Source organism: Pseudomonas sp. ZT5P21 (genome assembly GCF_054897785.1).
Genome location: NZ_CM142705.1, coordinates 301,119 through 320,150 on the forward strand (window position 1 = coordinate 301,119; position 19,032 = coordinate 320,150).

The following is a 19,032-nucleotide window of genomic DNA, read 5'->3' on the forward strand; positions in this document are numbered from 1 at the left end:
CAAGGATAACTATTGGACGAGAATAGCCCGTGCCAGTTCAAGGTCGCTTGCATGAAGTTTTGGCTGGGCTCGACGCAGGTAGACCAGGGCGGACTCCAGTTGCGCTCCTCGCAATTGGCCGTCACTGGCTATGAAGGAAGCGGCGTCATCCCTGGCGGCGAGCAGTAGCTTACGGTCGAAGGGGGGCAGAGGTCACCATGCTTGTGGCGTAGCCTGTGGCCACGAGCCCCTGTGTCGTCAGGTCAAAGGCATGGGCCGAGCCAGCCCACCAGGCCGCCATGAAAACAGGTGTCATCAATAGATGTGCAGGAAAACGCATAAGACTCGACAGTTGAAGGTCAGCCCAAAGGCTATCGCAACGCCCGGTCTAGAGCCAGTGCGAAGCATTGGGACACATTGCGTGTCCCGGGAGGAGAGGGCGTTTTAGATCGTCAGAATAGCCTGAGCCAGTTGAGCATCCGTTGCGTTCAACCCCGGCGCCTGATGGCGAATGTGGTCGAGTGCGCTTTCCAGTTTCACGCCACGGATGGCGCCTTCGCTGGCGACGAAGCTAGCGGCGTCATCACGGGCGGCACGGACGATCTTGTCATCGCGAAAGGACGACGTGACATCGGAAGTCGCGTCGGACGTTGCCTTGAGTGCACCGACGACGGCATCGGTGGTCACGATGAAGCTGGTGGCGTGGGAATTGGCAGCCACGGCAAGCAGGGCTGCGGCGCTGAGCAGGCGAAGTCGGGACATGGTGTAACTCCTTTGGGTAAACCGATTGAGAGTGGCGCGGTATCTGTTGGATCAGACGCCTGTCGCGCAGCCATCGCCACGTTCGGACTTGATATTAGGCGTGTAGGTATCGGTTCGCACAGTCCTGTCTGTTCAAGCCAGCATCAGTAAGTGATCCATGGGTTCCTTTTTGCGGGCGGGGAGGGATTTCCTGAAGATCCCGCCGACACTACGCGACAGATGCACTCAGTTGAAATTGTACTGGTTAGATTTGGATTGTTTTCGACTGTACTTGTTTGCGGTTGTGCCTAGTATTTAGAGGCTTCGGTGACCAAAACGACAAAACCCGTCGTGGTTTCCCACGACGGGTTTTGTTTGTTCAATTCGGGTGCTGGCGGTTGACCCTGAAGGTCAGAGCCAGCGACGCTAAATTAGCGCCAGAACGGCTTGCTCAGCTCTTCGTAGCGTTGTGCTTCGCTAATCCCGGCGTCAGCCAGCAGACGCGAATCCAGACGAGCCAGTTGATGGCGGCTGGCGATGCGGCGCTGCCACAGCATCAGGTTGGCGATAACGCGAAGAGGCATGGAAGCCTGGGTTTTTGCAGCAGTATCTTCGAAGAACAGATCGGAACTGAGTGTACGTTCCATGGTTGACATCCTTCCGCTTGTGGCGGGATTAGGTAGTGGTTTAACTGATGCCAATGATCCTCTCGTTTGGCCAGTCTCTCTAGATACAGTTCACCTGTATTGTGAGGGACCAGTTAACTGTTAAAGGGGGGTGTACTGGTCGAAATTGAGGCAACTGTACCTATCGGCACTGATATGGTGCGTTTTTTATGACTAAGGTCGAAAAGGCTGGTTTTTACTGTAGGAAAAGACCGGTACAGCAGTACAGTTTTAAACGCATTTGTGCCGAACAATAGCGAGCCGACGAAACTGTGTTTGCGTCAGCTGCTATCTGTATCAATTACCCAGCGAGCATCCGCCCGGTTTCTTCCAGTTTAATGTGCCAGCTAAGGGCGTCACGCAGGATATGCGGCGTGTGTCCGCCAATGGCGCACGCGGCGGTGAAGTAGTCGTCCAGCGCTTGGCGATAGTCCGGGTGCACGCAGTTATCGATGATGACGCGAGCCCGTTCCCGTGGGGCCAGACCCCGTAAGTCGGCCAGCCCGATCTCGGTCACGAGGATGTCGACGTCATGTTCTGTGTGATCGACGTGGCTGACCATCGGCACCACGCTGGAGATCGCGCCGCCTTTTGCGATCGACTTGGTCACGAAAATCGCCAGGTGCGCATTGCGCGCGAAGTCGCCCGAGCCACCAATGCCGTTCATCATCCGCGTCCCGCAGACATGGGTGGAGTTGACGTTGCCATACAGGTCAAACTCCAGCGCCGTGTTGATGCCAATGATACCGAGCCGGCGCACCACTTCCGGGTGGTTGGAGATTTCCTGCGGCCGCAAGACCAGTTTGTCCTTGTAGCGATCGAGGTTGCCGAACACATCGGCGTTGCGACGGCTCGACAAGGTGATCGAACTGCCAGATGCGAATCTCAGCTTGCCAGCGTCGATCAGGTCGAAGGTCGAATCCTGCAGCACTTCGGAGTACATGCTCAGATCTTCGAACGGCGAGTCGATCAGGCCGCACATCACGGAGTTGGCAATGTTGCCAATGCCGGCCTGCAGTGGGCCCAGCTTGTTGGTCATGCGCCCGGCCGCCACTTCCTGCTTGAAGAAGTCGATCAGGTGGTCGGCAATGGCTTGAGTATCGACGTCGGGCGGCAGCACGGTTGAAGGCGAGTCGGGTTGGTTGGTGATCACGATCGCGACGATCTTTTCTGGCGGGATCGCAATGGCGGTGCTGCCGATGCGATCGTCGACCTTCACTAATGGAATCGGCGTGCGTGTCGGGCGATACGTCGGGATATAGATGTCATGCAAACCCTCGAGGTTCGGGTTGTGCGCCAGGTTGATCTCGACGATGACGTGTTTGGCGAAAATCGCGAAGCTGGCCGAGTTGCCCACGGACGTGGTCGGCACGATGTGGCCTTGCTCGGTAATCGCCACAGCCTCGATCACGGCGATGTCCGGCAGTTTCAGCTGCTGGTTGCGCAATAGCTCCACGGTTTCCGAGAGGTGCTGATCGATGAACATCACTTCGCCGGCGTTGATCGCCTTGCGCAAGGTGCTATCGACCTGAAAAGGCATGCGCCGCGAAAGAACGCCGGCTTCAGTGAGCTGTTTATCGAGATCGTTGCCCAGGCTGGCGCCGGTCATCAACGTGATTTTCAGCGGGGTGACCTTAGCGCGTTCGGCCAATGCATGGGGCACGGCTTTGGCCTCGCCGGCGCGAGTGAAACCACTCATGCCGACGGTCATGCCGTCCTCAATCAGAGCGGCAGCATCGGCGGCGCTCATCACCTTATCCAACAACGAAGGCAAGCGAATACGATCACGGTACATGGATTGTCATCTCGGGCAACGGAAGCAAGGAGTGCAGTCTAGTGATTTGAAAAAAATCCGTCCCGCTACCATGGTCGAATGTCGAGCCCTGATTTAGAGCCTTTGGTCGGGTTTCACGGGGAATAAAAAAACCCCAGCCTACTAAAGGCCGGGGTTCTTGGTATTGCGCTGGAGCAGGTTTTACTCGACGGCTTTGACCATGTCTTCGATGACTTTCTTGGCGTCGCCGAAGACCATCATGGTTTTATCGAGGTAGAACAGTTCGTTGTCCAGACCGGCATAGCCGCTGGCCATCGAGCGCTTGTTGACGATGATGGTCTTGGCCTTGAACGCTTCGAGAATCGGCATGCCGGCAATCGGCGATTTCGGGTCGTTCTTCGCGGCCGGGTTGACCACGTCGTTGGCGCCCAGTACCAGCACCACGTCGGCCTGGCCGAACTCGGAGTTGATGTCTTCCATCTCGAACACCTGGTCGTAAGGTACTTCGGCCTCAGCCAGCAATACGTTCATGTGGCCAGGCATACGACCGGCGACCGGGTGGATCGCATACTTCACGGTCACGCCGCGATGAGTCAGTTTCTCGGTCAGTTCTTTCAGTGCGTGCTGCGCCCGTGCTACTGCCAGGCCGTATCCCGGAACGATGATTACGGTGTCAGCATTGGTCAGCAAGAAGGTCGCGTCGTCAGCCGAACCGGATTTCACCGGGCGAGCCTCTTTCGAGCCGGCAGGGCCGGCCGCATCCGCGGTGTTGCCGAAACCACCGAGCAGTACGTTGAAGAACGAACGGTTCATCGCCTTGCACATGATGTACGAGAGAATCGCACCGGACGAACCCACCAGCGAACCGGCGATGATCAGCATCGAGTTGTTCAGCGAGAAGCCGATACCTGCCGCTGCCCAGCCAGAGTAGCTGTTGAGCATCGACACCACCACCGGCATGTCCGCGCCGCCAATCGGGATAATGATCAGCACGCCCATCACGAAGGCCAGGGCCAGCATCAGGGCGAAAGCGCTGAGACTGCCGGTCAGCATGAAGGTGATGCCCAGCGCCAGGGTCGCCAGACCCAGCAGCAGGTTCAGCTTGTGCTGGCCGCTGAACTGTACCGGTGCGCCCTGGAACAGACGGAACTTGTACTTGCCCGAGAGCTTGCCGAACGCGATCACCGAGCCGGAGAAGGTGATTGCACCGATGGCTGCGCCGAGGAACAGTTCCAGACGGTTACCGGCAGGAATAGCATCACCCAGTTGCTTGACGATACCCAGCGACTGCGGCTCAACAACAGCCGCGATGGCAATGAATACCGCGGCCATACCGATCATGCTGTGCATGAAGGCGACCAGTTCCGGCATCTTGGTCATTTCAACGCGCTTGGCCATGATCGAACCGGCAGTACCGCCGACCAGCAGGCCGACGATGACGTAACCGATGCCGGCGGTGGCAAGCTCTGCGCCCAGCTTATAGATGAGGCCCACGGTGGTGAGGATTGCCAGCGCCATGCCGAGCATGCCGTACACATTGCCGCGCCGCGACGTGGTCGGGTGCGACAGGCCTTTGAGGGCCTGAATGAAGCAGATCGACGCGATCAAGTAGAGCGTCGTTACAAGGTTCATGCTCATTACTTGGGCGCCTCTTCTTTTACGACTTTCGGGGCTTTTTTCTTGAACATCTCAAGCATTCTGCGGGTGACCAGGAAGCCACCAAACACGTTCACCGCCGCCAGGGCCACCGCGAGGGTGCCCATGGTTTTGCCCAGTGGCGTCACGGTCAATGCCGCGGCGAGCATGGCGCCGACGATCACGATCGCCGAGATCGCGTTAGTCACCGCCATCAACGGCGTGTGCAGCGCAGGTGTAACGTTCCAGACCACGTGGTAACCGACATAAATCGCCAGCACGAAGATGATCAGGTTGTAGATACCGGGGGAGATAAGCTCTTCCATCGTCTGAATCCCTGCTTAGGCGTTTTTGCGGATGACTTGGCCGTCGCGGCACATCAGGCACGCGGCGACGATGTCGTCTTCGAGGTTCAATTCGAACTGGCCTTCTTTGTTGAAGACCAGCTTCAGGAAGTCCAGCAAGTTGCGCGCGTAAAGGGCCGAAGCGTCTGCCGCGACTGCGCCGGCCAGGTTGGTCGGGCCGCAAATGGTCACGCCATTCTCGACCACCACCTGATCGGCAACGGTCAGCGGACAGTTGCCGCCCTGTGCCGCGGCGAGATCGATGACCACCGAACCTGGCTTCATTTGCGCCACGGTTTCCGCGCTCAACAGCGTCGGCGCCTTGCGACCCGGGATCAGCGCAGTGGTGATGACAATGTCAGCCTGCTTGGCGCGCTCGTGCACGGCCAAGGCCTGACGTTGCATCCAGCTGGCGGGCATTGGGCGTGCGTAACCGCCGACACCTACGGCGCATTCACGCTCCTCATCGGTTTCGTAAGGCACGTCGACGAACTTGGCGCCGAGGGATTCGATCTGCTCTTTAACCGCAGGACGCACGTCAGACGCTTCGATCACCGCACCCAGACGTTTCGCCGTAGCGATCGCCTGCAAACCGGCTACACCGGCACCAAGAATCAGCACGCGCGCCGCTTTCACGGTGCCCGCCGCGGTCATGAGCATCGGCATGAAGCGTGGATAGTGGTGAGCGGCCAGCAACACGGCTTTATAGCCGGCGATGTTGGCCTGGGAGGACAGCACATCAAGGCTCTGAGCGCGGGAGGTGCGCGGCGCAGCTTCCAGTGCGAACGCAGTAATGCCGCACTCAGCCAGCTTGGCGATGGTTTCATTGCTGAACGGGTTGAGCATGCCCACCACAACGGTGCCGCTCTTGATCAGAGCGAGTTCGCTGTCGCTGGGAGCGACCACCTTGAGAATCAGCTCGGCACCAAAGGCATCGTTGGCGCTGCCAATGGTTGCGCCTGCCGCTTCATAAGCACTGTCGACAACGCTGGCGTTAATGCCGGCGCCGCTTTGAACAGTGACCTTATGACCTTGGCCGATCAGCTTCTTGATGGTTTCCGGGGTTGCAGCAACCCGTGTTTCACCCGTCTGGGTTTCGATTGGAACACCAATGTGCACGTCAAATCTCCTGCGTGATCTTATTGAGTAAACCCATGCACTACGGATGGTGCGGCTGGGGCGGCCGATCAGCACGGTCCCGCCGAATCAGGGCGGGGCGCGGCATTTTGCAGGCGAACTTTGTGCCCTTCAAGGGTTTATGACGCGTGACGGAAAATTAACTACAAGTCATCCCGTGACCGAATGTCGCACTGACCGGTTCAATCCCTTGCAGGCCGTGCCTTGTAAGGATTTTGGCCGAAATTCAAGAATTTACACATCGGCACGGTGAATGAGGTGATATTGCTGCTGAATAGCGGCTCAAGGCCACGTCTTCAGGCGCTTGTGGGACGTTTGTACCGCTTCTCGGTACAGTCTGCGAATATGCGACAAATACTTATATCTGTAGGGCTTTTAGTTTATTGACTACGAGGTCAATAATCGCGTTGAGCCTTTATCCCTCTAGGCTGTAGCTTTGTGCCTGATTCACCAGCCAGTCGCGAAATGCCTTCAAAGACGCGGATTCGACTTTTCGCTCGGGAATCATCAGGTAATACGCCTTGATGCTGGACAGCGCCTGAGCGTTGGCAATCACCAGGCGCTTCTCCGCCAGTTCGCGTTGAATCAGGAACGGCGGGATTAAGGCGATCCCCATGTCATGCATCGCCGCTTGGGCAAGCATGGAGAATAGCTCGTAGCGCGGTCCTGTCATGTCGCGCGGGATATTAAGGTTTTGCGAGTTGAACCATTGGCGCCAGGCGTAGGGGCGGGTGGTCTGTTGCAGTAGGGGCAGTTCGGCAATTTCAGCCGGTGTGAGACGTGTCTTTTTGCCCAGTAGGGCGGGGCTGCACACGGGCATCGGGTTTTCGCCCATCAATCTGTGGGATTCAGTGCCTGACCAGTCCGCATCGCCGAAGTAGATCGCCGCATCGAAGTCTGTGTCGGCAAACAGGAAGGGGCGGGTGCGGTTGGTGAGATTGACCGTCACTTCAGGATGTTTTTGCTGAAAATCCTTGAGTCTTGGCAGCAGCCATTGGGTGCCGAAAGTTGGCACAACGGCCAGTTCGATCACGTTGGCGCCTTGCTGGCCCATGACCGACAAAGTGTCGCGCTCAACGGCGTCCAGTTGGGTGGCGACCCTGCGGCTGTAGGAAAGCCCTGCTTCCGTCAGCTTGACCCCGCGTCGGGAGCGTCGGAACAATTCCACACCGAGGAACTCCTCAAGGCTGGCGATCTGTCGGCAAATCGCTCCCTGGGTGAGTGAAAGTTCCTGAGCCGCCTTGGTAAAGCTTTCATGGCGTGCGGCCGCCTCAAAGCTGATCAGGGCTGTTGTGCTGGGAATCTTTCTGCGCATGTACATCAACCTCACTAATACATCGCATTAAAGCTGTTTCGCGACGTTTCGGAGTGAGAAATTAGCACAACAGTATGCAAAATCCTCGTTTGCCGTGAAGCCGAGCCGGGCCTAGGATCGTTCCACGATATTTGACCCTATTCGAGAGGACACACTCATGGGCGGTAAAGCTAGCTTCAACTGGATTGATCCCCTGCTGCTGGATCAACAGCTCACCGAAGAAGAACGCATGATCCGCGACACCGCCGAGCAATTCGCTCAGCAAAAGCTCGCGCCACGTGTTCTTGAAGCATTCCGCCATGAGAAAACCGATCCGGCAATCTTCCGCGAGATGGGCGAAGTCGGCCTGCTGGGCGCAACCATTCCTGAACAGTATGGCGGCAGCGGCCTGAACTACGTCAGCTACGGCTTGATCGCCCGTGAAGTCGAGCGCGTCGACTCGGGCTATCGCTCGATGATGAGCGTGCAGTCCTCATTGGTGATGGTGCCGATTAATGAATTCGGTACTGAAGCCCAAAAGCAGAAGTACCTGCCAAAACTTGCCACGGGCGAGTGGATCGGTTGCTTCGGTCTGACCGAGCCCAACCACGGCTCCGACCCAGGCGCGATGATTACTCGTGCGCGCAAAGTGGAAGGTGGCTATAGCCTGACCGGCAGCAAGATGTGGATTACCAACAGCCCGATCGCCGACGTGTTTGTGGTCTGGGGTAAGGACGACGCAGGCGACATCCGTGGCTTCGTACTGGAGAAGGGCTGGAAAGGCCTGAGCGCTCCGACGATCCACGGCAAGGTCGGCCTGCGTGCGTCCATCACGGGTGAGATCGTCATGGACAACGTGTTTGTCCCCGAAGAAAACATCTTCCCTGACGTCCGTGGTTTGAAAGGCCCTTTTACTTGCCTCAACTCTGCGCGTTACGGTATTTCCTGGGGCGCTTTGGGTGCAGCTGAGTTCTGCTGGCACACCGCTCGCCAATACACCCTGGATCGTCAGCAGTTCGGTCGCCCGTTGGCCGCTACTCAGCTGATCCAGAAGAAGCTGGCCGACATGCAGACCGAGATCACCCTGGCGCTGCAAGGTTGCCTGCGTCTGGGTCGCATGAAAGATGAAGGTACTGCGGCGGTCGAGATCACGTCGATGATGAAGCGCAACTCCTGCGGCAAGTCCCTGGACATTGCTCGTATGGCGCGTGACATGTTGGGCGGTAACGGTATCTCCGATGAATTTGGCGTGGCTCGTCACCTGGTCAACTTGGAAGTGGTGAATACCTATGAAGGTACGCATGACGTCCACGCATTGATCCTTGGTCGTGCGCAGACCGGCATCCAGGCGTTCTATTAATAGGAGAACGGTCATGGGCGCGCTTTCACATCTACGGGTACTGGATTTATCGCGGGTGCTGGCCGGACCGTGGTCCGGGCAGATATTGGCGGACCTTGGCGCCGAGGTGATCAAGGTCGAGCGTCCGGGCAATGGCGATGACACGCGCGCCTGGGGGCCTCCTTTTCTGAAGGATGCCTATGGCGAGAACACCAGCGAGGCCGCCTATTACTTGTCGGCCAATCGCAACAAGCAATCCGTGACCATCGACTTCACGCGCCCGGAGGGGCAGAAGCTGGTACGTGAGTTGGCGGCCAAGTCGGACATCCTGATCGAGAACTTCAAGGTCGGCGGTCTGTCGGCTTATGGGCTGGACTATGAGTCGCTCAAGGCCGCCAACCCGAATCTGATCTACTGCTCGATCACGGGTTTTGGTCAGACCGGTCCGTATGCCAAGCGCGCAGGTTATGACTTCATGATCCAGGGCCTGGGCGGTCTGATGAGCCTTACAGGTCGGCCGGAAGGAGATGAGGGCGCAGGGCCGGTGAAAGTCGGCGTGGCGCTGACGGATATTTTGACCGGACTCTATTCGACTGTGGCGATCCTGGCGGCACTTGCGCATAGGGATCATGACGGTGGCGGTCAACATATTGATATGGCGTTGCTGGATGTGCAGGTGGCTTGCCTGGCCAACCAGGCGATGAACTACCTGACCACGGGCAACGCACCGAAGCGTCTGGGTAATGCACATCCGAACATCGTGCCTTATCAGGACTTTCCTACAGCAGATGGCGATTTCATCCTTACCGTGGGTAATGACGGGCAGTTCCGCAAATTTGCGGAAGTGGCCGGGCAGCCGCAGTGGGCGGATGATCCGCGCTTTGCGACCAACAAGTTGCGGGTGGCGAACCGGACGGTGCTGATTCCGTTGATCCGTCAGGCTACGGTGTTCAAGACCACTGCTGAGTGGGTATCGCAACTGGAGCAGGCGGGCGTGCCATGTGGGCCGATCAATGATCTGGCTCAGGTGTTTGCCGATCCTCAGGTAAAAGCGCGAGGACTGGCTATCGAGCTGCCGCACGTTCTGGCCGGAATGGTGCCGCAGGTGGCGAGCCCGATACGCATGTCCGAAACACCAGTGGAGTACCGCAATGCGCCTCCTTTATTGGGTGAGCATACGCTGGAGGTGCTGCAGCGGGTGTTGGGTCTGGATGCGTGTGCGGTGGCGGCTTTTAAAGAGGCCGGGGTGCTTTGAGAATTCCTTCTATATAGAGGGCGTGTTTTCGCTCTTCTATATAGAGGGAAACGGGCTGTTTTCCAGGCTTCTGCAAGTTATTGATAGAAAAGCGTAATTAAGGGTTGACGGCAGATTCTGGAAGTCTATAATTCGCCCCACTTCCGGCGCAGTCGAAACGGAAAACTCCTTGTTAAACAAAGAGTTACGCAGTTTTCGGCAGCGAGTTGCTTCAGGTCATCGAAGCCCAGAAGGAGTTGGTAAGGCAGTGTGTTTTCGCCTTATTGACGTTTCGATCCCCTCGGTCGAAAGCGGAGAAAAAGAGGTGTTGACAGCAGCGAACAACGCTGTAGAATTCGCCTCCCGCTAACGAGAGATCGGAAGCGCAAGTGGTTGAAGTTGCAAAGGAAACTTTGAAAACTTCTGAAAATAACCGCTTGACAGATACAGAGGACGCTGTAGAATGCGCGCCTCGGTTGAGACGAAAGATCTTAACCAACCGCTCTTTAACAACTGAATCAAGCAATTCGTGTGGGTGCTTGTGGAGTCAGACTGATAGTCAACAAGATTATCAGCATCACAAGTTACTCCGCGAGAAATCAAAGATGTAACCAACGATTGCTGAGCCAAGTTTAGGGTTTCTTAAAAACCCAAAGATGTTTGAACTGAAGAGTTTGATCATGGCTCAGATTGAACGCTGGCGGCAGGCCTAACACATGCAAGTCGAGCGGTAGAGAGAAGCTTGCTTCTCTTGAGAGCGGCGGACGGGTGAGTAATGCCTAGGAATCTGCCTGGTAGTGGGGGATAACGCTCGGAAACGGACGCTAATACCGCATACGTCCTACGGGAGAAAGCAGGGGACCTTCGGGCCTTGCGCTATCAGATGAGCCTAGGTCGGATTAGCTAGTTGGTGAGGTAATGGCTCACCAAGGCGACGATCCGTAACTGGTCTGAGAGGATGATCAGTCACACTGGAACTGAGACACGGTCCAGACTCCTACGGGAGGCAGCAGTGGGGAATATTGGACAATGGGCGAAAGCCTGATCCAGCCATGCCGCGTGTGTGAAGAAGGTCTTCGGATTGTAAAGCACTTTAAGTTGGGAGGAAGGGCAGTACATTAATACTGTGTTGTTTTGACGTTACCGACAGAATAAGCACCGGCTAACTCTGTGCCAGCAGCCGCGGTAATACAGAGGGTGCAAGCGTTAATCGGAATTACTGGGCGTAAAGCGCGCGTAGGTGGTTTGTTAAGTTGGATGTGAAAGCCCCGGGCTCAACCTGGGAACTGCATTCAAAACTGACAAGCTAGAGTATGGTAGAGGGTGGTGGAATTTCCTGTGTAGCGGTGAAATGCGTAGATATAGGAAGGAACACCAGTGGCGAAGGCGACCACCTGGACTGATACTGACACTGAGGTGCGAAAGCGTGGGGAGCAAACAGGATTAGATACCCTGGTAGTCCACGCCGTAAACGATGTCAACTAGCCGTTGGGAGCCTTGAGCTCTTAGTGGCGCAGCTAACGCATTAAGTTGACCGCCTGGGGAGTACGGCCGCAAGGTTAAAACTCAAATGAATTGACGGGGGCCCGCACAAGCGGTGGAGCATGTGGTTTAATTCGAAGCAACGCGAAGAACCTTACCAGGCCTTGACATCCAATGAACTTTCCAGAGATGGATGGGTGCCTTCGGGAACATTGAGACAGGTGCTGCATGGCTGTCGTCAGCTCGTGTCGTGAGATGTTGGGTTAAGTCCCGTAACGAGCGCAACCCTTGTCCTTAGTTACCAGCACGTGATGGTGGGCACTCTAAGGAGACTGCCGGTGACAAACCGGAGGAAGGTGGGGATGACGTCAAGTCATCATGGCCCTTACGGCCTGGGCTACACACGTGCTACAATGGTCGGTACAGAGGGTTGCCAAGCCGCGAGGTGGAGCTAATCCCAGAAAACCGATCGTAGTCCGGATCGCAGTCTGCAACTCGACTGCGTGAAGTCGGAATCGCTAGTAATCGCGAATCAGAATGTCGCGGTGAATACGTTCCCGGGCCTTGTACACACCGCCCGTCACACCATGGGAGTGGGTTGCACCAGAAGTAGCTAGTCTAACCTTCGGGAGGACGGTTACCACGGTGTGATTCATGACTGGGGTGAAGTCGTAACAAGGTAGCCGTAGGGGAACCTGCGGCTGGATCACCTCCTTAATCGACGACATCAGCTGCTCCATAAGTTCCCACACGAATTGCTTGATTCATTGAAGAAGACGATAAGAAGCAGCCCGAAATTGGGTCTGTAGCTCAGTTGGTTAGAGCGCACCCCTGATAAGGGTGAGGTCGGCAGTTCGAATCTGCCCAGACCCACCAATTTTTGTGTGGGAACCTGTAGCAATACGGGGCCATAGCTCAGCTGGGAGAGCGCCTGCCTTGCACGCAGGAGGTCAACGGTTCGATCCCGTTTGGCTCCACCACTACTGCTTCTGTTTGTTGAAAGCTTAGAAATGAGCATTCCATTGTGATGATGGTGAATGTTGATTTCTAGTCTTTGGCTAGATCGTTCTTTAAAAATTTGGGTATGTGATAGAAAGATAGACTGGACGTTACTTTCACTGGTAACGGATCAGGCTAAGGTAAAATTTGTGAGTTTAATCGCGAATTTTCGGCGAATGTCGTCTTCACAGTATAACCAGATTGCTTGGGGTTATATGGTCAAGTGAAGAAGCGCATACGGTGGATGCCTTGGCAGTCAGAGGCGATGAAAGACGTGGTAGCCTGCGAAAAGCTTCGGGGAGTCGGCAAACAGACTTTGATCCGGAGATGTCTGAATGGGGGAACCCACCTAACACAAGTTAGGTATCTTAAGCTGAATACATAGGCTTAAGAAGCGAACCAGGGGAACTGAAACATCTAAGTACCCTGAGGAAAAGAAATCAACCGAGATTCCCTTAGTAGTGGCGAGCGAACGGGGACTAGCCCTTAAGTGGCTTTGAGATTAGCGGAACGCTCTGGAAAGTGCGGCCATAGTGGGTGATAGCCCTGTACGCGAAAATCTCTTGGCCATGAAATCGAGTAGGACGGAGCACGAGAAACTTTGTCTGAATATGGGGGGACCATCCTCCAAGGCTAAATACTACTGACTGACCGATAGTGAACTAGTACCGTGAGGGAAAGGCGAAAAGAACCCCGGAGAGGGGAGTGAAATAGATCCTGAAACCGTATGCGTACAAGCAGTGGGAGCCCACTTTGTTGGGTGACTGCGTACCTTTTGTATAATGGGTCAGCGACTTATTTTCAGTGGCGAGCTTAACCGAATAGGGGAGGCGTAGCGAAAGCGAGTCTTAATAGGGCGTCTAGTCGCTGGGAATAGACCCGAAACCGGGCGATCTATCCATGGGCAGGTTGAAGGTTGGGTAACACTAACTGGAGGACCGAACCGACTACCGTTGAAAAGTTAGCGGATGACCTGTGGATCGGAGTGAAAGGCTAATCAAGCTCGGAGATAGCTGGTTCTCCTCGAAAGCTATTTAGGTAGCGCCTCATGTATCACTGTAGGGGGTAGAGCACTGTTTCGGCTAGGGGGTCATCCCGACTTACCAAACCGATGCAAACTCCGAATACCTACAAGTGCCGAGCATGGGAGACACACGGCGGGTGCTAACGTCCGTCGTGAAAAGGGAAACAACCCAGACCGTCAGCTAAGGTCCCAAAGTTATGGTTAAGTGGGAAACGATGTGGGAAGGCTTAGACAGCTAGGAGGTTGGCTTAGAAGCAGCCACCCTTTAAAGAAAGCGTAATAGCTCACTAGTCGAGTCGGCCTGCGCGGAAGATGTAACGGGGCTCAAACCATACACCGAAGCTACGGGTATCACTTAGGTGATGCGGTAGAGGAGCGTTCTGTAAGCCTGTGAAGGTGAGTTGAGAAGCTTGCTGGAGGTATCAGAAGTGCGAATGCTGACATGAGTAACGACAATGGGTGTGAAAAACACCCACGCCGAAAGACCAAGGTTTCCTGCGCAACGTTAATCGACGCAGGGTTAGTCGGTCCCTAAGGCGAGGCTGAAAAGCGTAGTCGATGGAAAACAGGTTAATATTCCTGTACTTCTGGTTATTGCGATGGAGGGACGGAGAAGGCTAGGCCAGCTTGGCGTTGGTTGTCCAAGTTTAAGGTGGTAGGCTGGACTCTTAGGTAAATCCGGGGGTCTAAGGCCGAGAGCTGATGACGAGTTACCCTTTGGGTGACGAAGTGGTTGATGCCATGCTTCCAAGAAAAGCTTCTAAGCTTCAGGTAACCAGGAACCGTACCCCAAACCGACACAGGTGGTTGGGTAGAGAATACCAAGGCGCTTGAGAGAACTCGGGTGAAGGAACTAGGCAAAATGGCACCGTAACTTCGGGAGAAGGTGCGCCGGTGAGGGTGAAGCATTTACTGCGTAAGCCCATGCCGGTCGAAGATACCAGGCCGCTGCGACTGTTTATTAAAAACACAGCACTCTGCAAACACGAAAGTGGACGTATAGGGTGTGACGCCTGCCCGGTGCCGGAAGGTTAATTGATGGGGTTAGCTAACGCGAAGCTCTTGATCGAAGCCCCGGTAAACGGCGGCCGTAACTATAACGGTCCTAAGGTAGCGAAATTCCTTGTCGGGTAAGTTCCGACCTGCACGAATGGCGTAACGATGGCGGCGCTGTCTCCACCCGAGACTCAGTGAAATTGAAATCGCTGTGAAGATGCAGTGTATCCGCGGCTAGACGGAAAGACCCCGTGAACCTTTACTATAGCTTTGCACTGGACTTTGAATTTGCTTGTGTAGGATAGGTGGGAGGCTTTGAAGCGTGGACGCCAGTTCGCGTGGAGCCAACCTTGAAATACCACCCTGGCAACTTTGAGGTTCTAACTCAGGTCCGTTATCCGGATCGAGGACAGTGTATGGTGGGTAGTTTGACTGGGGCGGTCTCCTCCTAAAGAGTAACGGAGGAGTACGAAGGTGCGCTCAGACCGGTCGGAAATCGGTCGTAGAGTATAAAGGCAAAAGCGCGCTTGACTGCGAGACAGACACGTCGAGCAGGTACGAAAGTAGGTCTTAGTGATCCGGTGGTTCTGTATGGAAGGGCCATCGCTCAACGGATAAAAGGTACTCCGGGGATAACAGGCTGATACCGCCCAAGAGTTCATATCGACGGCGGTGTTTGGCACCTCGATGTCGGCTCATCACATCCTGGGGCTGAAGCCGGTCCCAAGGGTATGGCTGTTCGCCATTTAAAGTGGTACGCGAGCTGGGTTTAGAACGTCGTGAGACAGTTCGGTCCCTATCTGCCGTGGACGTTTGAGATTTGAGAGGGGCTGCTCCTAGTACGAGAGGACCGGAGTGGACGAACCTCTGGTGTTCCGGTTGTCACGCCAGTGGCATTGCCGGGTAGCTATGTTCGGAATAGATAACCGCTGAAAGCATCTAAGCGGGAAACTAGCCTCAAGATGAGATCTCACTGGGACCTTGAGTCCCCTGAAGGGCCGTCGAAGACTACGACGTTGATAGGTTGGGTGTGTAAGCGCTGTGAGGCGTTGAGCTAACCAATACTAATTGCCCGTGAGGCTTGACCATATAACACCCAAGCAATTTGTGAACTCGAAAGAGGCCAGATTGCGGTGTGTGAAGACGACACGAACCGAAAGTTCGAGAGACTCGCAAAACACCAAACTATCGCATACCCATTCGCTGGAGCGTGAACCTGCAAAGGCCCACGACCTGGCTACCGAATTTCTTGACGACCATAGAGCATTGGAACCACCTGATCCCATCCCGAACTCAGCAGTGAAACGATGCATCGCCGATGGTAGTGTGGGGTTTCCCCATGTGAGAGTAGGTCATCGTCAAGATTAAATTCCGAAACCCCTATCTGCGTATGCAGGTAGGGGTTTTGTTTTAGTAGAAGTCACCGATTTTGCTGGCACGTTACCGCGTAACGGGCTGGTCACAGAATTTCTTGACGACCATAGAGCATTGGAACCACCTGATCCCATCCCGAACTCAGCAGTGAAACGATGCATCGCCGATGGTAGTGTGGGGTTTCCCCATGTGAGAGTAGGTCATCGTCAAGATTAAATTCCGAAGCCCCTGTCTGCTAACGCAGACAGGGGTTTTGTCGTTTCGGGCTCACTAAAAAGCCCAATCGCCCTCCACACGAATGCTACCTCACGCGCTCTATCGCACCGTTTGGCAGGTATCTGACGCAACGGCCGACCATTTCACACATATCTCTAAGATTTATCTCGTTTGTGCCGACAGACTGATGAGACATGCGTGCACCAAAGTAGAGCGGTCATAGAACGCCGCTCGAGCTGTACATGGAATGTTGCAACCCGGACCGCATCCCCACTTTCTGCATAAGAAGTCCCATGAAATGAATCTCAAGTTCAGCCATAAAATCCTGTTGGCCGCCTCCGGCGTCGTGGTGCTGGCTTTTGCGTTGTTCACTTTGTACAACGACTATCTGCAGCGAAATACCATTCGGCAAAACCTCGAATCCTCTGTTCAACAGGCCGGTGACCTTACCGCTAGCAGTGTGCATAACTGGATGAGCGGCCGCGTGCTGGTCCTGGAAAACCTCGCGCAGAATGTCGCTCATCAAGGCGCCAATGCCGATCTGCCGGGTCTGGTTGATCAGCCGGCCTTCACCTCGAATTTCCAGTTCACGTACGTTGGCCAGACCAATGGCGTGTTCACCCAGCGCCCGGACGCGAAGATGCCGGACGGCTATGACCCGCGTCAGCGGCCTTGGTACAAGCAAGCAGTTGTCGCTGACAAAACCATGTTGACCCCGCCTTACATGGCCGCCGTCGGTGGCCTGGTCGTGACCATCGCCATGCCGGTGAAAAAGAACGGCGAATTGCTCGGCGTAGTCGGCGGTGACCTGAGTCTGGAAACGCTGGTGAAGATCATCAACTCGGTGGACTTCGGCGGCATCGGTCACGCGTTTCTGGTCAGTGCCGACGGTCAGGTGATCGTGAGCCCGGATAAAGACCAGGTCATGAAAAACCTGAAGGACATCTACCCTAACGCGAGCCTACGCATCGAGAAGGGTAATCAGCAAGTCACCCTGAACAACCAGGAGCGCATCCTCTCGTTCACCCCGGTCAACGGTTTGCCGAATGCGGCGTGGTACATCGGTCTGTCGATCGACAAGGCAAAGGCCTACGCGCCGTTGAGCCAGTTCCGCACCTCGGCGTTGGTCGCGATGTTCATCGCCGTGGCCGTGATTGCAGGGCTGTTGAGCCTGTTGATCAACGTGTTGATGCGCCCACTGACAACCATGGGTCGAGCGATGCAGGACATCGCCCAGGGCGAGGGTGACCTGACCCGTCGACTGGCCGTGGAAAGCAAAGACGAATTCGGCGAACTGGGCGGTTCTTTCAACCAGTTTGTGGAGCGGATTCACGCGTCGATTTCCGAGGTGTCGTCGGCCACTCGCCAGGTCCATGACCTGTCGCAACGGGTCATGGCTTCGTCCAACGCCTCGATCGTCGGCTCCGATGAGCAAAGTGCGCGCACCAACAGTGTGGCGGCGGCGATCAACCAATTGGGTGCCGCGACTCAGGAAATCGCTCGCAACGCCGCCGATGCCTCGCAGCACGCCAGCAGCGCGAGCGAGCAGGCGGATGACGGTCGTCAGGTGGTGGAAAAAACCATTCTGGCCATGACCGAGCTGTCGCAGAAAATCAGCCTGTCATGCACACAGATCGAAACCCTTAATGCGAGCACCGACAACATCGGGCACATTCTCGACGTGATCAAGGGCATCTCCCAGCAAACCAACCTGCTCGCCCTCAACGCAGCCATCGAAGCGGCCCGCGCCGGTGAAGCCGGGCGTGGTTTTGCCGTGGTGGCAGACGAGGTGCGCAATCTGGCTCATCGTACGCAGGAATCGGCCGAGGAGATTCACAAAATGATCACCTCGTTGCAGATCGGTTCTCGCGAAGCGGTGACCACCATGAACGCCAGTCAGGTATCCAGTGAAGAGAGCGTTGAAGTGGCGAATCAGGCGGGTTTGCGCCTGGTCAGTGTGACCCAGCGCATCGGCGAAATCGATGGCATGAACCAGTCGGTGGCCGCGGCGACTGAAGAACAGACTGCGGTGGTGGAAACCCTCAACGTCGACGTTAACCAGATCAATTTGCTGAACCAGCAGAGCGTGGCCAACCTCAATGAAACGTTGAAGGATTGTGATGCATTGTCGTTGCAGGCTAATCGGTTGAAGCAATTGGTTGATAGCTTCAAGATTTGATTTTGTTTAGTTCTACCGCGTCATCGTTCATTCGCGAGCAAGCCCGCTCCCACTGGTTGACCGCATTCCTTATGAAGGAACGCGGTCAACCAGTGGGAGCGGGCTTGCTCGCGAAAGCAGCGGCTCAGTCACCGCAGAACAGAACCCCTACGCAAAAAGCTTCAGCACATTATTCATCGCATCATCCGCAAACCCCTGCACAAAAGCCTTGAACCCAGGCAGCGCCTCGGCACTACCCTGAGCCGGTTCGGCAATAATGGTCCAGGTCGCTCGGGACTTGCCTTCACCCAGCGCTTCAACCGACATCGCCGCCCACAAATTTGCTACACCTAAGGTGTTGTAGATCGTAGTCCAGGTCATGCTCAATGCCTGGTCATCCCGCGAGTTGAGTTGCTCGACCACCAGGTTGCCGTCCTTGAAGAATTTCTTGCGCAACGAAGACACGCCTTCGCCGGTCGTCTCGATGTGCGACAGCGCCGGGATGAATTGATCGAAGCCGGCAAAGTTGCCGACCACCGCCCAGACTTTCGTGGCATCAGCCGGCACGTCCACTGAAGACACGACGTGGCAGCCATCAGGGTTTTTGATCAGGGTATCGGGTTTCAGAATGCTCATGGTCT

11 protein-coding genes, 2 tRNA genes, 4 rRNA genes and 1 pseudogene are annotated in these 19,032 nt (G+C 55.7%); 9 read left to right on the forward strand and 9 right to left on the reverse strand.

The window, feature by feature from the left end:
- Positions 1–9: 9 nt before the first annotated feature.
- From ACYZT9_RS01425 to ACYZT9_RS01460, 8 genes and pseudogenes are all read right to left on the reverse strand, one after another.
- A pseudogene (locus tag ACYZT9_RS01425) lies at positions 10–319 on the reverse strand (DUF2388 domain-containing protein).
- Between the two features lie 104 nt (positions 320–423).
- Positions 424–741, reverse strand: a complete 318-nt coding sequence (locus ACYZT9_RS01430) for a DUF2388 domain-containing protein (RefSeq protein ID WP_017335802.1) — start codon at positions 739–741, stop codon at positions 424–426.
- Positions 742–1,151: 410 nt separating this feature from the next.
- Positions 1,152–1,367, reverse strand: a complete 216-nt coding sequence (locus tag ACYZT9_RS01435; protein WP_462008232.1) for a DUF1127 domain-containing protein — start codon at positions 1,365–1,367, stop codon at positions 1,152–1,154.
- 319 nt (positions 1,368–1,686) lie between these two features.
- Entirely contained in the window at positions 1,687–3,180 is a 1,494-nt protein-coding gene (locus ACYZT9_RS01440; RefSeq protein WP_462008233.1) for an acetyl-CoA hydrolase/transferase family protein, read from the reverse strand.
- 180 nt (positions 3,181–3,360) lie between these two features.
- Positions 3,361–4,797 carry an NAD(P)(+) transhydrogenase (Re/Si-specific) subunit beta gene (locus tag ACYZT9_RS01445; protein WP_462008234.1) on the reverse strand — a complete coding sequence of 479 codons (1,437 nt, stop codon included), beginning with the start codon at positions 4,795–4,797 and terminating at the stop codon, positions 3,361–3,363.
- Positions 4,797–5,120, reverse strand: a complete 324-nt coding sequence (locus tag ACYZT9_RS01450; protein ID WP_007947884.1) for an NAD(P) transhydrogenase subunit alpha part 2 — start codon at positions 5,118–5,120, stop codon at positions 4,797–4,799. Before ACYZT9_RS01450 ends, ACYZT9_RS01445 begins: the two co-directional genes overlap by 1 nt.
- Before the next feature lie 15 nt (positions 5,121–5,135).
- Positions 5,136–6,257 (reverse strand): Re/Si-specific NAD(P)(+) transhydrogenase subunit alpha, encoded by a 1,122-nt coding sequence (locus ACYZT9_RS01455; RefSeq protein ID WP_462008235.1) that lies wholly within the window; start codon positions 6,255–6,257, stop codon positions 5,136–5,138.
- A gap of 433 nt (positions 6,258–6,690) precedes the next feature.
- Positions 6,691–7,590: a LysR family transcriptional regulator gene (locus ACYZT9_RS01460; protein ID WP_462008236.1), complete on the reverse strand. Its 900-nt coding sequence runs from the start codon at positions 7,588–7,590 to the stop codon at positions 6,691–6,693.
- A gap of 157 nt (positions 7,591–7,747) precedes the next feature.
- Here ACYZT9_RS01460 and ACYZT9_RS01465 point away from each other — a divergent pair, with 157 nt between their 5' ends.
- From ACYZT9_RS01465 to ACYZT9_RS01505, 9 genes are all read left to right on the forward strand, one after another.
- A complete protein-coding gene (locus tag ACYZT9_RS01465; protein ID WP_462008237.1) occupies positions 7,748–8,929 on the forward strand; it encodes an acyl-CoA dehydrogenase in 1,182 nt (393 codons plus the stop codon).
- Positions 8,930–8,942: 13 nt separating this feature from the next.
- The gene (locus ACYZT9_RS01470; protein WP_462008238.1) at positions 8,943–10,163 is read left to right on the forward strand and encodes a CaiB/BaiF CoA transferase family protein; all 1,221 of its coding nucleotides are present in this window, start codon (positions 8,943–8,945) and stop codon (positions 10,161–10,163) included.
- A 641-nt stretch (positions 10,164–10,804) separates the two neighbouring features.
- A 16S ribosomal RNA gene (locus tag ACYZT9_RS01475) occupies positions 10,805–12,341 on the forward strand.
- An 82-nt stretch (positions 12,342–12,423) separates the two neighbouring features.
- Positions 12,424–12,500, forward strand: a tRNA-Ile gene (locus tag ACYZT9_RS01480).
- A gap of 28 nt (positions 12,501–12,528) precedes the next feature.
- Positions 12,529–12,604, forward strand: a tRNA-Ala gene (locus ACYZT9_RS01485).
- 236 nt (positions 12,605–12,840) lie between these two features.
- A 23S ribosomal RNA gene (locus ACYZT9_RS01490) occupies positions 12,841–15,732 on the forward strand.
- A 159-nt stretch (positions 15,733–15,891) separates the two neighbouring features.
- Positions 15,892–16,007, forward strand: a 5S ribosomal RNA gene (rrf, locus tag ACYZT9_RS01495).
- A 106-nt stretch (positions 16,008–16,113) separates the two neighbouring features.
- Positions 16,114–16,229, forward strand: a 5S ribosomal RNA gene (gene rrf, locus ACYZT9_RS01500).
- Together the 16S, 23S and 5S rRNA genes with 2 tRNA genes alongside form the textbook arrangement of a ribosomal RNA operon.
- Positions 16,230–16,531: 302 nt before the next feature.
- Positions 16,532–18,412, forward strand: a complete 1,881-nt coding sequence (locus tag ACYZT9_RS01505) for a methyl-accepting chemotaxis protein (RefSeq protein ID WP_462008239.1) — start codon at positions 16,532–16,534, stop codon at positions 18,410–18,412.
- A gap of 147 nt (positions 18,413–18,559) precedes the next feature.
- Here the strand turns inward: ACYZT9_RS01505 and ACYZT9_RS01510 are convergent, their stop codons facing one another.
- Complete coding sequence (locus ACYZT9_RS01510) at positions 18,560–19,027, reverse strand: SRPBCC family protein (RefSeq protein WP_462008240.1); 468 nt, start codon at positions 19,025–19,027, stop codon at positions 18,560–18,562.
- Positions 19,028–19,032: the final 5 nt, after the last annotated feature.

Bases quoted from the DNA above. Each gene is read 5' to 3' on its own strand.
- ACYZT9_RS01445 (WP_462008234.1), bottom strand. From the start codon at position 4,797: ATGAGCATGAACCTTGTAACGACGCTCTACTTGATCGCGTCGATCTGC.
- ACYZT9_RS01450 (WP_007947884.1), bottom strand. From the start codon at position 5,120: ATGGAAGAGCTTATCTCCCCCGGTATCTACAACCTGATCATCTTCGTG.
- ACYZT9_RS01435 (WP_462008232.1), bottom strand. From the start codon at position 1,367: ATGGAACGTACACTCAGTTCCGATCTGTTCTTCGAAGATACTGCTGCA.
- ACYZT9_RS01460 (WP_462008236.1), bottom strand. From the start codon at position 7,590: ATGCGCAGAAAGATTCCCAGCACAACAGCCCTGATCAGCTTTGAGGCG.
- ACYZT9_RS01430 (WP_017335802.1), bottom strand. From the start codon at position 741: ATGTCCCGACTTCGCCTGCTCAGCGCCGCAGCCCTGCTTGCCGTGGCT.
- ACYZT9_RS01505 (WP_462008239.1), top strand. From the start codon at position 16,532: ATGAATCTCAAGTTCAGCCATAAAATCCTGTTGGCCGCCTCCGGCGTC.
- ACYZT9_RS01510 (WP_462008240.1), bottom strand. From the start codon at position 19,027: ATGAGCATTCTGAAACCCGATACCCTGATCAAAAACCCTGATGGCTGC.
- ACYZT9_RS01440 (WP_462008233.1), bottom strand. From the start codon at position 3,180: ATGTACCGTGATCGTATTCGCTTGCCTTCGTTGTTGGATAAGGTGATG.
- ACYZT9_RS01470 (WP_462008238.1), top strand. From the start codon at position 8,943: ATGGGCGCGCTTTCACATCTACGGGTACTGGATTTATCGCGGGTGCTG.
- ACYZT9_RS01465 (WP_462008237.1), top strand. From the start codon at position 7,748: ATGGGCGGTAAAGCTAGCTTCAACTGGATTGATCCCCTGCTGCTGGAT.